The following is a 15,190-nucleotide window of genomic DNA, read 5'->3' on the forward strand; positions in this document are numbered from 1 at the left end:
CATCATGGTCAAATCGAGAAACGATTTATTCTTCATGTCCTTCGTTTACTTGTTCATCGCTGCCGTATTCGTCGTGACCTTCTATCCTTTCTGGAATATTCTCATCATCTCGCTCAATAGCGCCGAGGATACGCTGCGAGGAAATCTATATTTCTGGCCGCGGGACTTCAGCTTGGCCAGCTACGAGCAAATCCTGTCCGACGGCGAGATCTGGACCGCGATCAAGGTCACGACGCTCCGGACGATCATCGGAACGCCGCTCGCCGTAGTCGTCATCAGCATGCTCTCCTATACGCTAAGCAAGCGAGAGCTCGTCGGCAGCCGCTTCTGGACGCTCTACTTTATTTTCACGATGTACTTCGGCGGCGGGCTTATCCCTTACTATATGGTGCTAAAAAGCCTGCATCTCATCGACAACTTCATGGTGTATATACTGCCGAGCATGATGAACGTGTTCTATATGATCATTGTTCGAACCTTCATGCAGCAGCTACCGCAGGAGCTGGACGAGTCCGCGAAGATAGACGGAGCCAACTATTTGCAAATTTTCTTTCGCATCATCCTGCCCCTCACGACGCCGGTGCTGGCAACCATCGGAATGTTCACGGCGATCATGCATTGGAATTCTTGGTTCGACTCTTACGTGTTTACCTATGATTCGGATTTGAAGACGCTGCAGGCGGTTCTGGTCAAAATCCTCAATCAATATCAAACCGGGTCGATGGTTAACGACGCGCAACAGGCTGCCGATGCTTCCAAAAGGATGGCTGTGTCACCGGACACGATCCGGATGGCCGCCACGATGGTCGCCACGCTACCCATTCTCATGGTCTATCCGTTCCTGCAAAAGTATTTCGTCAAAGGCATGACGTTAGGCGCAGTCAAAAGCTAGTCCTAAAGAAGTTATTCCGGGAGGTGATGTCCCTATTCGGTTAAACGTTATTGCATTGGCAAGATAACGAACTATAATGAAGTCAATTATAAGGGGGATCACTATGCGATTGAAAAAATGGCTCATCCTATTCGTCGGAGTTATCATCGTTGTATCCGCATTATCCGCTTGCAGCTCTAATTCGTCTAATTCTTCCAATTCGTCCAACTCCAACGCCTCGACGGCTACCGGTGAGAGCGCTTCCGGGGAAGCTCCTGCCGACGAGCCGCTTACTCTTACCTTTTTCGACAAAAATACGGGCGACAAATTCACCAATGCCGTCGCCGCGGAAATAACGAAAAGAACGGGAATTACGGTCGATATTCAGCAACCGACGGGAAATCCCGCAGAGAAGCTAAATCTGATGCTGGCGAGCGACGATCTACCCGATATTATTTTGTTCGACCGCAGAAGCGACTTGGTCAATAAATATATCGAGTCGGGAGCCGTCGTTCCGTTGGACGATCTGATCGAACAGTACGGTCCGGACGTGAAGGAAATGTACGGCGACGTTCTGAACAAGACGCGCTACAAGGACGGCAAAAACTACTACCTCTCCAACTGGTACGGCTTCGAGAACGAGCCCGTATACGGCTTTAACATCCGCAAGGATATTCTGAAGGAGCTTATGCCGGACAAAGCGGAAGGCGGCGTTCCTTTTACCGCGGCCGAATTCAAGCAGTTGCTCCAGGATTTCAAAGCGAAGTATCCAACCATCAACGGCAAAGAAACGATCGCTCTTACGATGGACGGCGAGAATTTCGGAGGCTCGATGAACACCTTCAAGGGGATGTTCGGCCTCATGCCTTTCTTCGAGGATGGCGGACAGATTAAATTCGACGTCAAGAATCCGAAATACCGCGAAATGATTCTGTATATGAACGACCTCTACAATTCCGGGTTGATGGATAAAGAGTGGGCGATCAACAAGAAGCAAGTGTGGGAGCAGAAGCTGGCTACGGGAACCGTGCTAGCGTCGACGGGCTCATACTGGGATCCCGCGGCTCCGAACAGCATTCTGATGAAGGATCTCGGCGAAGAGTCGCAGTTGTTCCCTTACAAGGTCGTAGCCGACGGCGTAGATCCGGGCAAGACGACTTACGGCGGACGCAGCTCGCTCGGCTGGGATGCCATCACGATCACGAAGAAAAACAAAGATCCGGAACGCACGATGAAGTTCATGAACTATCTGGCTAGCGAGGAAGGCCAATATTTGCTGATGTGGGGAATCGAAGGCCAGCACTGGGATATGAAGGACGGCAAACGTACTCCACGTCCGGAAGTATTGGAAGGCTTCAAGAAGGATACGAATACGTATTCCAAGGAAACGGGCATTCGGAAATGGACTTGGTTCATCAAGAACGGCAAAGGAACCGACGGCACGCCTTACGATCTGGCAGGCCGTTATCAACGCAACGCCGTCGACCAAATGGCGCTCAAGAACCTTTCCGACTCCTTATTCGACTCCGTGCCTTACGACAATCTAGGGCCTGAAGGCGGAACGCCAGAAGCTCTTAGCGAACAGAAGGTAAACGATATCGTGAAGCAGGCTTTGACGAAAGCGGTTCTCGCCAAAACTCCGGAAGACGCGAACGGCATCTTCGACAAAATGCTGAACGACATGAAAGCGGCCGGAGACGAGAAGGTCGAAGCGATATACACGAAAAACTTCAACGATCGCGCTGCTCTTTCGCAGTAATATAGAAGTTACTATACAGGTAGGAAAAAGGGTGTCGGACGAAATACGTCCGGCACCCTTCTTTGACATGAGAAAATATACACACTATTAACCACAAACTCCGCCTCCCCGAATAACCCGTCCAGACCGGGTTATTTATCCCCAGCAGCCCCAACTTCCCCGAATAACCCGTCCAGACCGCGTTATTTATCCCCAGCAGCCCCATTTTCGCCGAATAACCCGTCCAGACCGGGTTATTTGTCCCTCGCGGCCCCAATTCCGCCGAATAACCCGTCCAGACCGGGTTATTTATCCCCAGCAGCCCCAAGGACGACTAAGTCGTTTTTCTTGCGTCAGTTCCGCTCTATATTCGCCCTTCCCATTCCTCGTAAAACCGCTCTACGTATTGCTCCATATAACGATGCCGCTCCTCTGCTATTCTTCTGGCGGAGGGCGTATTTACGCGGTCCTTAAGCTTCAGCAGCTTTTCATGAAAATGATTGATGGCCGTACTCTTATCGTGACGATACTCGCCGGGCGTCATGGACTCGCGAGGCGGTAAATTCGGATCGTGAATGGGATGGCCCTTCCACCCGGCATACACGAACGTTCTCGCAATGGCTATCGCTCCGATTGCGTCAAGACGGTCCGCGTCCTGCACCACTTTGCCTTCTATCGTGCGCATTGGAGGATTTGCTCCCGCATTGTAAGACATGGTTGAGATAATCTCCAACACGTGACTGCGTTCTTCTTCCGCCATCGCTTGCCCCTCGAGCCAATCCTGTACTTTACGAAGGCCGCTCTCCTTCGATTCGTTGAGTTTCTCGTCCGCGACGTCATGCAGCAGCGCGGCAAGAGCGCAAATAAACGAATCCGCGTTTTCTTCACGTGCCATGCGATCTGCCATTTGCACTACGCGATGAATATGCCACCAATCATGCCCGCTCGGATCATGCTCCAATTCCGATTTGCAGAACCGTTCGGCCGCTTTCAATATTTCATCTCGTTCATTTCGTAAAATATCCATAGCCAACTACACATCCTTTTGATAGAAAAATCTGTCTCGCGCGCGGACCTTAGAAACCATCCAGACCAATGTAGTACGCGGGTTGCTCCGGTTCGGACTCCAACAGCAGAACGTTTCCTTCATTCGTCCATTTGAGCAGCATGCCGTTGCCGAGCTTTACGACTTGACCAGGCGTCTTATTCAGCAGCCAAATATCCCCGTTTGCCATCTCCACCGCATAATTATCCGTCTCCTTACCGGGCTCCGGCAGGATGCGCAGTTCATTCGGAAATTCGGGTTTTCCTGCAAATGGCTCCAGAAGCCGCAATTCCTCCTCCGAAAGAGTCCTTTTCTCCAGGAAGACCGCCTCTTCCGCGTCAATATCGATCATGTCGACTCCGCCGTTTCCGTATTTCTCGTTCCCGATCAGCGGAACGGCGATGTTATGCTCATCGGTCCAAACCATGGGATAAACGACCAAAAACCCGTCGCTATGCGAAATATAGCTCGCCTTAGGCTTGCCGTATACTTCCCGGCCATTGCGATCCAGCACGATCAGATCCGCAAACGGAGTCAGGCCGGGTTCCGACGCCGTTAGCAGGGCAACCCGGCTATTATCCGGCGAAGCCGCAACTCCGTAAACGGGCAGTTTCGACGTATACAGCTTACGGGTCTTTCCGGATTTATTATTGACTAAGTACAGGACTCGATTACCTCTAACCGCGAATATCTCGTCGTCCAGCAGCCGATCCGAATACAGAACTTCGAAACCGTAATCGTTGCCGAAGCTTGACTCTTCGTCCGTCCATTCCGGGACAGTCAGTGCCTCGCGGCTCCCGTCCTCCCGCAGAACTTCAGGGGTACTGCTACTCGCACCGTATACTAGCATTTGCTCCCCTTCGGTTTGATCCACGCGAATCGGCTGAACCATGGCAAAGCCATCCGAAGCCCACTCCCGTAAGGAGTTTCCGGACTTATCGACCAATCGGACGCCGTAAAAAATAGGTGCCTCCGATTCGACGGCTTCCGAACTTGTTGCCGGATTCGACGGCGGCGTTGATGAAGGCGTGGTTGGGGCGATCGACTCTATGGAGTTTGTAGTTATAGGCGTAGTCGAGGCGTTCGTCGAGGAATCATTCCGCGTTACGCAACCGGTCAAGGTCGCCGATGTCAGAAGAAACGCTAGAAGAATGAAGAAACCTTTTCTCATTTCAACACGTCCCATCGATCGCATAAGATCCTTTCATACTATTACAGGCTACTAGAACTATGCAATCCAATTGATTCTATAGTCCGCGAGACTTGCTCTATTGCCTACGCTGAGCTACGATATTTCCAAGGGACCGCGCGTTTCCTCTGCAACTAGACCTATATTTCATCCAAGAAAAAACGGAAGCTAGCGCCCATTCATTCCATGGGGGAATCTATCATGAGCAAGATCGCCATCATTATCGGAAGCACGCGACCGGGTCGCAAAGCCGCGGACGTCGCCCATTGGGTCTATCAAATTGCCGCCAAGCGCAGCGATGCCGAGTTCGAGCTGGTCGATATCGCGGATTACAATCTGCCTCTGTACGACGAGCCGATTCCGCCGGCCATGGGGACTTACAAGCACGAGCATACGATTGTATGGTCCGAAAAAATTCAGAGCTTCGACGGATACGTATTCGTAACTCCGGAATATAATCACTCCACTTCTGCCGTGCTCAAGAACGCCATCGATTTCTTATATCGCGAGTGGAACGACAAAGCGGTCGGATTCGTCAGTTACGGCAGCGCGGGCGGTACGCGGGCGGTCGAGCATCTTCGCCAGATCGCCGGAGAACTCAAGCTAGCGGACGTCCAAGCCCAAGTCTCCTTATCGTTGTTCAACGATTTCGAGAACTTCTCCGTCCTGAAGCCCGACCCTAAACAAGAAGCCTCGGTCGGCAATATGCTGAACCAAGTCGTCGCGTGGAGCGGAGCTTTGAAATCCCTGCGGAAATAAGTCAATTCGGTCCACGCAAAGAGCCGGGTCTCCCCCTTAGAGAGAACCCGGCATTTTTTATGCGCTCGCTTCGTTCGATATCCGTCACCCGGTGAAGCTTAAACATTCTTCGCGAACAATTTCACTTTTTCATCGGTATCCGCATAAGGAATTACGCCTTCGAATGTCAATCCGAGCTTGCCCAGCAGCTTGGCGGATGCATGATTATCTTCGGACGTAATCGCCGCAATGCGCTTGAACCCCAGCACGGATTCCGCATAATCCATCACGGCCGAAGCCGCCTCGTACGCGTACCCTTTTCCCCAGAACCTAGGAAGAAATGCAAATCCGACATCCACGTCCTCCAAGAAATCCCGTTTGATCAGCCCGCAAATACCGATCGGAACGGCGCCGTCCTTCAACTCCGTCAAATAAAAACCGAACCCTAATCGGGAATACATACTTACCGGTCCATTCAAAATGTACTTCCCCGCGTCTTCGAGCGTTCTTACGCCTCTATCGCCGATGTTCTGAATCCACGACGGGTCGTTTAAGAGCTCCAGAATAAATTCCGCATCTTCGACCTGTTGGTAACGAAGAATTAATCTCTCTGTTTCTATTACTTTCATGGTTTTACCTCGTTTCGACACTAATGAATATATTCGATGAATCTTAGTTTCTTGTATAATTAAAACAATGAAGTAATTACTACAGTTCCAATCATCATTAAACTAATTATAGCAATCGTACCACCAAGCAATATGATTCTTCTTTTTTCGGGTTCAACTTTTGTCCTCAAAATTCCACCAACAAAGATTAAAGGCAAACCGATAAGCCCGAACAAAGGCAAAGATTCAATTAGCTTTATGTGCCAAGTTAAGTCTAATAAATAAAGAATTCTAACAATACCTGCGAAAATGGAAGAACACGACATTAAAATTACGCCAATGCAAAGTGGAATTGTATATTCTGTCATTTTCCTTGAAAAATATTGTACTAAGAATGCACCCAATCCTATTGTTATTAAAAGATATAGCGGCCAAGGTAAAGTATTATAAAAACTCGTCATAAACTATATCCAATCTCATTTTAGTATTAAGCTTTTTAATTGATCGGCACCGTAAGAAAGACCAGCACCTATACCACGCCCACAACAATTGGCACCCGAATATCTGAAGTTAAGGTTCCAACTCAGTAATAATATTACCACGGACAGCTTAGTTAGTGGTTTAATATAATTGTGTCAGGTACACAGATAGACTTATTGTACGAGGAGGAAAGCAAATGCCGACGGTTCAAGTAGAAGGAAGAGACGCCATTCAGGCGATCGAAGGTACGAAGCTGGTCCTGGCGCTGGAGGATAACGGAATCGACATCCTTCACCGCTGCGGCGGAAACGCCAGATGTACGACTTGCGCTGTAGAGGTACTCTCCGGGGATGCCGGCACGATGGAAGAAGCGGAAGAGACGGTTCTTCGGAACAAGGGAATCGAGGATGCCTCGGTCAGACTATCCTGCCAAATTCGGATGCATAACGACTTAACGGTTCGGCTTATTAAAACGGCGACTTCAACGGGTTTGGAGCCGGGTACTCGCCCTCAGGAATAATCAAATCCATACACGGCAAAGGCCAAGACACCCGCAATGTAAGAAGGCGGTCCTTGGCCTTTTTTTCATCTTATATGTAAAATACTATTTACTTAATGTATGTTATAAGTTACATTATGTACATCATACATTACTCTAACGTTTAATCTAAATGGAGGAATACAGAATGTCCTATCAAGAAAAGAAGAATATCGTATCTTTAACCGGCACCCTACTAATCTTTGGACTTTATTGTTTGTACGTCTTTCGGAAGTACTCTTTGGACGGTCTGGATTCGACGGATACCCTCAGCTTCTGGGGGGCGTTCATTTTAATCTTGATCCCGGTGTCGATCGTGGCGAAAATCGTCATTACGATCGTATTCAACATCGTCTATAGAATAACTACGAAAGAGGCAGAGCCTGCTTTCTCCGATGAGAGAGACAAATTAATCGAATTAAAATCCACCAAGAACTCCCATTACGCGTTCACTCTCGGCTTTCTTCTGGCTATGGGATCTTTGGTGCTGGAGATGCCGCATTCCGCGATGTTCATCATTCTTATTTCAGCGGGACTCCTGTCTGAGATGGTCGGAGTGTTCACGCAGCTCTTCCTTTATCGGAGAGGAGTCTAAGATGGGCAAGCTTCCGATCGGCAACCACATCCGGAAATTACGATTTAACCATGATGAAATGACGCAACAACAATTGGCTGAGAAAGCGGGCGTGACGCGGCAAACCATCGTAGCCCTCGAACAAGGCAAATACTCTCCTTCTTTGGAATTGGCATTCCGTATTGCTCTCGTCTTCGCCTCTCCGTTGGAAGAAGTTTTCTTTATTGAAAATAAGGAGGAGTTTATATAAAAGCGATAGCGCGCGTGCAATACGGAACGCCGGACGTTCTCCAATTCGAAGAGGTAGCAATGCCCGCTCCCAAGGACAACGAAGTGCGGATCAAAATATACGCAGGAGTCGTAACTCCATCGGACTGCGCCTTTCGCAAAGCAGATCCTTTTATGATCAGGCTAATCTACGGTCTAACGAAGCCTAAGAACGTCAAGCAAGGCGTGGAGTTTGCCGGGGAGATCGACGAGATCGGCCACGACGTCACGCTATTTAAGAAGGGTGATCAGGTCTACGGAATGAGTCCGAATAGCTTTGGCGCTCATGCCGAATATCTATGTCTGCCGGAACATAAAGTCTTATTCTTAAAGCCGACTAACGCGTCTTACGAAGAAGCCGCCGCCGTCTGCGATGGAGCAACGACAGCTTTAACGTTCTTGAGGGATAAAGCGAATATCCGGAGCGGACAAAAGGTTCTTATTAATGGCGCCTCGGGGTCGGTCGGCGCTTACGCGGTACAGCTTGCCAAATATTACGGAGCGGAAGTTACCGGAGTATGCAGTTCGGTGAACGTAGAATTGGTAAAGTCGCTGGGTGCCGATCACATCATCGACTATACGCATCAGGATTTTACCAAGAGCGATCTAACCTATGATGTTATCTTCGACGCGATAGGCAAAAGTTCGTTTTCGCGGTGTAAGAGCTCGTTAAAACAAACAGGGATCTATCTGTCGACCGTTCCTAAATTGGGAACCCTGCTGCGCATGGCATGGTCTTCGAAGTTCGGCGGACGAAAAGCCATCTTCACGGCCGCGGGCTTGCAGCAGAGCAAAGAGAACTTGGCTTTCTTGAAAGAACTCTTCGAGGCGGGAAAGCTTAAGGCAATCATCGATAGGCGCTATCCTTTGGAACAGACCGCCGAAGCTCATAGGTACGTGGAAACGGGGCGGAAAAAGGGGAACGTGGTTATAACTGTGGGACATCGATCTTGAGCGAAAAAACCCGACCCTAGAATCGGCACTCTTTAGAGTACACGATCCTAGGGTCTTTTTGATGGATTATGGAAGTATTGGGTCAGTGACTGCGATCTAGTGGGGTACCAATGGTAATGAATCAAGGTAAGTAAGATGCTAATCATCCTTATTCCAGCTAATGCGTCAAAATGGATTGAAAGTAGGATGGAGAACATCACTATAGATCGAATTTCTGAAAAGAATAGTACAAAAGTAGAACCATAATAATGATTAACATCTTTATTCGTCATACATTTGGTAACGCGTCTCAAAATACATTGAAAGTCATCGCTATTGGAAATGAAAGACCTAAACTAAGACCATTTTCCTCTTACCCATCATCGAAATAGCGATTCCCCTGTAACGCCAACCTAGGCGTTCGCATACAATACCCCATCTTCGAACGTTACGGGGGGTCTTCTAACATGAGCTCGTCAATTACGGCAAACGAACAGCTGACGCCGATCTACAAGTGCGATAACCAACACCATGAGACGTTGAAGTCCATCAAAGACCATGTTCATCACTTATGCTCTCACCATGCTAATCGATGGGTCAAAGTAGAGACGATGGACGGCGACGTCTTCGAGGGACACATCGTTCACTGCGACAGAGGAATCGTATACTTGTCCCTGTCGAACGAGGGTTATGCTCGCGGTTTCTTCCCAGGCCCGTATCCGGGTCCCGTTAACCCTTATAACAACTTCGTGCTTCCGCTCGTTCTTTTTAACCTACTGGCTATTTCCTTGATCTGATCTAAGAACAAGATCGTAACAACACGACTACCTAAGGAGTGATCCTATTGGCCTTTACGCCTCCTTTCGGACAGCAAGGCGGGCTTGAGCCCCCTACTTCGCCGCCGCCTCAATTCGTTCCCCAACAACCGCTAGCTTCGGCGCAGGCGCTTGCCATCGATCCGGGAGCCATCTCCCGCTGCCTGTTCCGCAATACGTACATTTGGCCGCAAAACGGCGCCGGCTTCTGGTTCTACCCCGTTTTCGTCGGTCGTACGTCCATATCCGGCTTTCGGTGGAACGGCTTCTTCTGGATGTTCTCCGGCTTCGATCTTCAACGTATCGATTCGTTCACTTGCTTCTAATGCCTCTAATTCCGTTATAGACCAAAAGAACCGTTGAGCTCCTGCCGATTACGGCGGGGGCTCAACGGTTCTTCGGTTTAACTTAACAATCACCAATTACATATTTACATCGTCCGCGACTACTTCGCGAAACGATGAGAGCCTATCGTGCCGACCGTCGAAAGGCCGGACCAGAAGTCGCCTTTGGTCACTCTCGGATTGTAGAAGTAGACGGCGCCTTCCACGTTGTTCTTGCCGTTCAAGGCGTCCTTGGCGGCGCGAAGCGCGGTTGCCTTCGGTACGCTTCTATCCAACAACCCGTTATGGGCCGGCGGAAATTGCTTTCCGGAGTAGATTACGTCACGGATCGTCTTCGGAAACCGCGAGTCCTTCACCCGGTTTAGAATGACGTTCGCCACCGCTAACTGGCTTTCATAGGACTCATCCCCGACCTCGACTTGCGTAATCTTGGCCAGCAATAGCCGATCTTCTTCCGTGAAGGGCTTCGCCTCGCGGTCGAATAGGGTAGGAATCACTACGCGAAGCTTCGTTCCCACTTCGATGCTGTCCTTAGCCTTCAGGCCATTACGCTTTAACAGCTCGTCGTTGCTGCTACCCATCTGCTTGACGATCTCGGTCAAGCCGAATTGCTCCGTCACGACGGCGCGAGGCACCGATTCAAGCCCGGCAACCCGCTCCTCCTCGTTCCAGTTCACCCTCGCATGCAACAACTCCGCGGCATCGCGCAACGGAATATACATCCGGCCTTCCTCCACGAATGGAGCATCGTCCATAACATAGCGCGTACCGTTAAAGTAGACGACCGGTACCCCGTTGCCTAATATAATTCGATCTCCATATGCGGTATTAATCGTCGTTTCTTCGCTATTGTTATTCCAATCGACTTGCGCCCCGAACATCCTGGATAACAGCGCGACGGGCAAATACAGCCTTCCCGACGTTACTATCACCGGATCCTTTAACTTTACGTCTTTCCCGTCCAACGTGACGGTAATAGGCTTCGTTGCAGCCGGCTTTTCCTGGGCGGTTATTGCGCTAAGCGGCATCGTTGCCAATAAGAGCAGAGCCAAGATCGCAACGAGAATTGGCTTGCTAATCTGCTTGTTCTTCTTCTTTTCCAGAGTCAATCGGACTCCCTTCGATAACCTTCTCTTTTTTTAAGTTATCAAGAAACGGTCCCGGCTGTAAAGTTTATGAGATATATTTCATTTTCCGCAGACGATATCCGGATCTCAATCGGTGCCGACTTCTTATGTTCACGAGGCTTTCCGACGATATAAATAGAGGACAGAAACAGAATTCGTTTTATTAGGAAAGGAATTGAATAGATGAACAACAATGTCAAATCGCTGGAAAGTCTCGTGACGCTCCTGCCTATTATACAAGCTGCCGTTCCGGCAGATATGTCTATCGCCGTGTGCGATCGTACCCAATTCATTGCCTATTATCCCGGGGAAAATATCAATCTCGGAATCGGCGTCGGGCATAAATTGAATCCCGAGGAACCTCTCGTTATAGCCATGACGGAAAATACATTCTTCCGGGGAGATGTTCCGGCCGAGTTCTACGGCTTCGAATTCACCGGCACGGCTCTTCCGGTTCACGATGATCAGGGCATCGTCATAGGCGGAGTCGCCGTTCAAATTCGACGGCACAGCGAGCTGATCGAGCTCGCGAACCAGATCGTCGTCGCCCTGTCCCAAGCGAACGATAAAATCGTTCAAGCCGTCAGCGGATCCAACGCCATAGCCGATCTTAACCGCCGACTGCTCGTCCTCTCGCAAGAGGGGGGTCAAAGCGTGGAGAAGACGAATCAAGTGGTGTCGGTTATCAAGAACGTTGCCGATCAATCGAATTTGCTCGGCTTGAACGCTTCGATCGAAGCGGCGCACGCCGGGGATAAAGGCAGGGGCTTCGGCATCGTAGCCGGAGAGATTCGCAAGCTGTCCCTGGAAACGATCGCATCTACGAAGGATATCCGCCAAACGCTGCAGGAACTTAAAGAGGTGACGCATCAGATCGGGGAAGCTATTAACCAAGTGGCTTCGATCAGCAAGGAGCAGGCGGTGTCGACGGAGCAAATATCGGCCTTTATCAAAGAGATTCAGGAAATGACCGGTCACTTGAATGACTTTGCCCGTAAGCTGTAGACACGGAAGCGATGACGAACGCTAAGCTGTCGGAGGAATACAAAGAGCTGTCGAGACTATCTCGACAGCTCTTATCCGTTATGCTCTTATTACTCCTTGACGAACGGTTTGTCTTGGGAAACGGCGATCTGATAAGGATATAGATTCGTTCCGTCTCCGATCGCATAGTTCAATATCCGCTTGTTGACCGGAGCGAGCACGGCGCGGTACAGCGTCGGGAAGACCGGAATCTCGTCTACCATGAGCTTCTGCCACTGCTTGTAAATGTCTTGACGTACTTTCACGTCGAACGCTTTTTCCGATATGCCTTCCGCTAGCAGCCGATCATTCTCCGCGCTTTCATACCTTGGGAAGTTGTAAATCGCATCTTTCCCGTATAGACCCGAAGGGTCAACGTCAATACCCACGCTCCACGCGCCCTGGTAAACATCCACCTTAGGGTCATCCTCGCCATTGGCGCCGACGCGGTCATAGAAGGAGTTAAACTCCACCATTTCCAACTGCACGTTCAGTCCGATGGCCTGCCAGGACTGCACGTAATATTGGGCAAGCGGCTGTGCAATGTCGCCTCCGGTCATGGAAATGAAGTTAATGACTAATTCGCTTCCATCCGGATTGGTTCTAAATTTGCCATCCATCTTGTACCCTGCATCATCCAAAATTTTATTAGCCATTTCCGGGTCGTAAGCAACCCCCGGATTCGTAGAATCATGGTACTCCGGATGGGACGGAGGGATTAAGGTCGTAGCATTCCAGCGCAAGCCGTGATAGAACTTTTTGCCGACCTGATCGTTATCGACCGCAAGCCACATCGCTTTCCTCAAATTCACGTCGCCCATCTTAGCCTTTGCATCCGGAACGACCTTTCCGGCCTCTGCATCCCATTTTCCTAGCTTGAAGCCCATGTAAGTGTACGCCCGGTCAATCGTACCCAGGAACTCCACGTTGGAGAGAGTCGCGTTGTCCGGATATTGATCAACGGGGAATGAATCGACGAGGTCGACTCCGCCGGTTTCCAGCTGCTGAACGATAGTCGTTGGATTAATGACCTTCAGAACAACCTCGTCCAAGGCAGGCTCGCCCCGCCAGTAATCCGGGTTTTTCTCGAAGACCACCGATTCCCCGGGAACGATGCTTTTTACTTTGAACGGCCCGAAGCCGATCGGCTTCTCGCGTACTTCCGGAGATGCCGATATTTTAGCCACGTCCATGACGCCGAAGATATGCTTAGCTAGCGGATAGCTCCACACGCCGCCGGTCAATAAGGACGGCGTCGATTGAATATACGTTATCTTCAGCTTTTTCTCGGAAAGCACCTCTATCCCGGAGATGGTTTTCGCTTTGCCGTCATGGTATTCCGCCATCCCTACGATATTCGTGAAATTGGAATCGTACCGAGGACCGTCATACTTCGGGTTACCGATGACTTCATGGGCGAACAGCCAATCTTCGGCAGTTACCGGTTTGCCGTCTTGCCAGTTTACGTTGTCCCGAATCGTGAACGTAAACGTTTTGCCGTCCTCCGATACCTCATAGGTTGCAGCGCCGTCATTGGTGTATACGTAGCTCTTATCCCAAGTCAGCAGCCCTTCATCGAACCAGCTTAATACTTGAGAATCCGGGTCGCCGGAATAGAAGTTAAAGTTCAACGTTCCTTCGAACGGCGTATCCGAAACGAGTCCGAATGTAATCGATCCCCCTTTTATCGCTTCGCCTTCGTTTTTCTTTACATTGCTGAAATCATTGATGGAATAAAGTCCGTCCTCCGCGGCAGGCGTCTCGCTTGCACTTGGACTTGCGCTTGCACTAGACGTAGGAGTTGCCGTCTCCGTCGTAGCGGAAGGACTGCTTTCCTCGTTCCCATTGCCTGATGAACACGCCGCTAGCAACACGGTCAGCGCCATCATAATCGGAAAAAACAACGACCTTGCATTCACCGGCTTCTTCTTCGTCATCCGTTTCTCTCCTCCATTATCCTTTTCTTTGTCTCGCATCCGTCGCACGCTTTAATGCTTGACCGACGTTATTTATACTCAACATCAATACTAGAATCAGTAGCGATGCGGGTAACCATATCCACCATCTGGACTCTAGCGTTTGCGGGTCCGTAGCATAGCTGACTAAGGTGCCCAAGCTTGGCGTGCTCTCCGGAAAGCCGAATCCGAGAAAGGATAGACCGGACTCCAATCCGATATTGGCCGCCAAATTCAAAGTCATTGTTACGATAATAATGGAGCTTAAATTCGGCAGAACCTGTACTAGCATGATTTTCAAGTTGGAAGATCCCAACGTTCTCGAGGCCTGAACGTAATCCATCTCCTTCTCCTGCAACGCTTTGGATCGAATAAGCCTTGCAATCCCCATCCACAGAAAAGCTGTCATAATGAGAGAAAAGGATACGATGCTATACTTAGGCACTGCCGTGACGAACGCGATAACGATCATCAAAGTCGGTAAAATCATAAAGAAATCGACGAAACGCATAAAGATATTGTCGACCGTCCCCCCGAAATAGCCGGAGACGAGTCCCACCAAGACGCCTATCAGACCCGTAAGCACGGTAACGATAATGCCAATGGACAATGAATTCCGGGTTCCGATGATTAATTGTCCGAATACGTCGCGTCCGCCATAATCCGTGCCCAGCCAGAACTGCTCGGAAGGAGGTTGCTTAAGCGAGAATAAATCTACCGAGACGATTTGTTCTTGATCAAGAACAAGCGATATTCCGAAGACGCTCAAGATGACCAGGCATAAGAAGATCAAGGATATGAAAGCCACCTTGTCCCGCACGATTTCCCGCCATATGATTTTCCAGCCCGACGGACTCTTATTGGGTTGCTTGGCCGTGGGTTGCTTCGCCGAAGATATCGGGATCGGTGCCTTGTCCATTTCATTCCACCTCAACGTTTCCGGTT

General features: G+C 49.8%; 17 protein-coding genes. 10 read left to right on the forward strand and 7 right to left on the reverse strand.

The genetic code is table 11. The features are described from left to right. Positions 1-4 precede the first annotated feature (4 nt). Both DFP95_RS21110 and DFP95_RS21115 read left to right on the forward strand, forming a co-directional pair. Positions 5-892, forward strand: a complete 888-nt coding sequence (locus DFP95_RS21110) for a carbohydrate ABC transporter permease (RefSeq protein WP_115994679.1) — start codon at positions 5-7, stop codon at positions 890-892. A 103-nt stretch (positions 893-995) separates the two neighbouring features. After that, positions 996-2,630, forward strand: coding sequence for an ABC transporter substrate-binding protein (locus DFP95_RS21115; protein ID WP_115994680.1), 1,635 nt, complete (start codon positions 996-998; stop codon positions 2,628-2,630). A 343-nt stretch (positions 2,631-2,973) separates the two neighbouring features. On the opposite strand, the gene DFP95_RS21125 is transcribed toward DFP95_RS21115, so the two are convergent. Next, entirely contained in the window at positions 2,974-3,636 is a 663-nt protein-coding gene (locus tag DFP95_RS21125; RefSeq protein WP_115994681.1) for an HD domain-containing protein, read from the reverse strand. Positions 3,637-3,685: 49 nt separating this feature from the next. Next, positions 3,686-4,825, reverse strand: a complete 1,140-nt coding sequence (locus tag DFP95_RS21130) for a hypothetical protein (protein ID WP_115994682.1) — start codon at positions 4,823-4,825, stop codon at positions 3,686-3,688. A gap of 219 nt (positions 4,826-5,044) precedes the next feature. On the opposite strand from DFP95_RS21130, the gene DFP95_RS21135 reads away from it, so the two are divergent. After that, positions 5,045-5,602, forward strand: a complete 558-nt coding sequence (locus DFP95_RS21135; protein WP_115994683.1) for an NADPH-dependent FMN reductase — start codon at positions 5,045-5,047, stop codon at positions 5,600-5,602. 98 nt (positions 5,603-5,700) lie between these two features. Here DFP95_RS21135 and DFP95_RS21140 read toward each other — a convergent pair whose 3' ends face one another. Continuing rightward, entirely contained in the window at positions 5,701-6,210 is a 510-nt protein-coding gene (locus DFP95_RS21140) for a GNAT family N-acetyltransferase (RefSeq protein ID WP_115994684.1), read from the reverse strand. 59 nt (positions 6,211-6,269) lie between these two features. Then, a complete protein-coding gene (locus DFP95_RS28695; RefSeq protein ID WP_147304200.1) occupies positions 6,270-6,650 on the reverse strand; it encodes a hypothetical protein in 381 nt (126 codons plus the stop codon). A gap of 215 nt (positions 6,651-6,865) precedes the next feature. On the opposite strand from DFP95_RS28695, the gene DFP95_RS21145 reads away from it, so the two are divergent. From DFP95_RS21145 to DFP95_RS21170, 6 genes are all read left to right on the forward strand, one after another. Continuing rightward, on the forward strand, positions 6,866-7,189 hold the full coding sequence (locus tag DFP95_RS21145; RefSeq protein WP_115994685.1) for a 2Fe-2S iron-sulfur cluster-binding protein: 324 nt from the start codon (positions 6,866-6,868) through the stop codon (positions 7,187-7,189). A gap of 166 nt (positions 7,190-7,355) precedes the next feature. Next, complete coding sequence (locus DFP95_RS21150; protein ID WP_115994686.1) at positions 7,356-7,802, forward strand: hypothetical protein; 447 nt, start codon at positions 7,356-7,358, stop codon at positions 7,800-7,802. Position 7,803: 1 nt separating this feature from the next. Continuing rightward, a complete protein-coding gene (locus DFP95_RS21155) occupies positions 7,804-8,031 on the forward strand; it encodes a helix-turn-helix transcriptional regulator (protein ID WP_115994687.1) in 228 nt (75 codons plus the stop codon). Continuing rightward, the gene (locus DFP95_RS21160; RefSeq protein ID WP_115994688.1) at positions 8,028-9,002 is read left to right on the forward strand and encodes an NAD(P)-dependent alcohol dehydrogenase; all 975 of its coding nucleotides are present in this window, start codon (positions 8,028-8,030) and stop codon (positions 9,000-9,002) included. The genes DFP95_RS21155 and DFP95_RS21160 overlap by 4 nt, the downstream gene beginning before the upstream one ends. Positions 9,003-9,448: 446 nt before the next feature. Continuing rightward, positions 9,449-9,778 carry a hypothetical protein gene (locus DFP95_RS21165; protein WP_115994689.1) on the forward strand — a complete coding sequence of 110 codons (330 nt, stop codon included), beginning with the start codon at positions 9,449-9,451 and terminating at the stop codon, positions 9,776-9,778. Between the two features lie 38 nt (positions 9,779-9,816). Further along, positions 9,817-10,122 (forward strand): transporter, encoded by a 306-nt coding sequence (locus DFP95_RS21170; protein ID WP_342768274.1) that lies wholly within the window; start codon positions 9,817-9,819, stop codon positions 10,120-10,122. Between the two features lie 119 nt (positions 10,123-10,241). On the opposite strand, the gene DFP95_RS21175 is transcribed toward DFP95_RS21170, so the two are convergent. Further along, on the reverse strand, positions 10,242-11,249 hold the full coding sequence (locus tag DFP95_RS21175) for a cell wall hydrolase (RefSeq protein ID WP_245987816.1): 1,008 nt from the start codon (positions 11,247-11,249) through the stop codon (positions 10,242-10,244). 201 nt (positions 11,250-11,450) lie between these two features. On the opposite strand from DFP95_RS21175, the gene DFP95_RS21180 reads away from it, so the two are divergent. Then, a complete protein-coding gene (locus DFP95_RS21180; RefSeq protein ID WP_115994691.1) occupies positions 11,451-12,272 on the forward strand; it encodes a methyl-accepting chemotaxis protein in 822 nt (273 codons plus the stop codon). Positions 12,273-12,361: 89 nt separating this feature from the next. Here DFP95_RS21180 and DFP95_RS21185 read toward each other — a convergent pair whose 3' ends face one another. Together DFP95_RS21185 and DFP95_RS21190 are read right to left on the reverse strand one after the other, a co-directional pair. After that, positions 12,362-14,227, reverse strand: a complete 1,866-nt coding sequence (locus tag DFP95_RS21185) for an oligopeptide ABC transporter substrate-binding protein (RefSeq protein WP_115994692.1) — start codon at positions 14,225-14,227, stop codon at positions 12,362-12,364. Positions 14,228-14,243: 16 nt separating this feature from the next. Continuing rightward, the gene (locus tag DFP95_RS21190) at positions 14,244-15,164 is read right to left on the reverse strand and encodes an ABC transporter permease (protein WP_115994693.1); all 921 of its coding nucleotides are present in this window, start codon (positions 15,162-15,164) and stop codon (positions 14,244-14,246) included. Positions 15,165-15,190 lie beyond the last annotated feature (26 nt).

This window comes from Cohnella lupini (genome assembly GCF_003386205.1).
GTDB classification, from domain to species: Bacteria; Bacillota; Bacilli; order Paenibacillales; family Paenibacillaceae; genus Cohnella; species Cohnella lupini.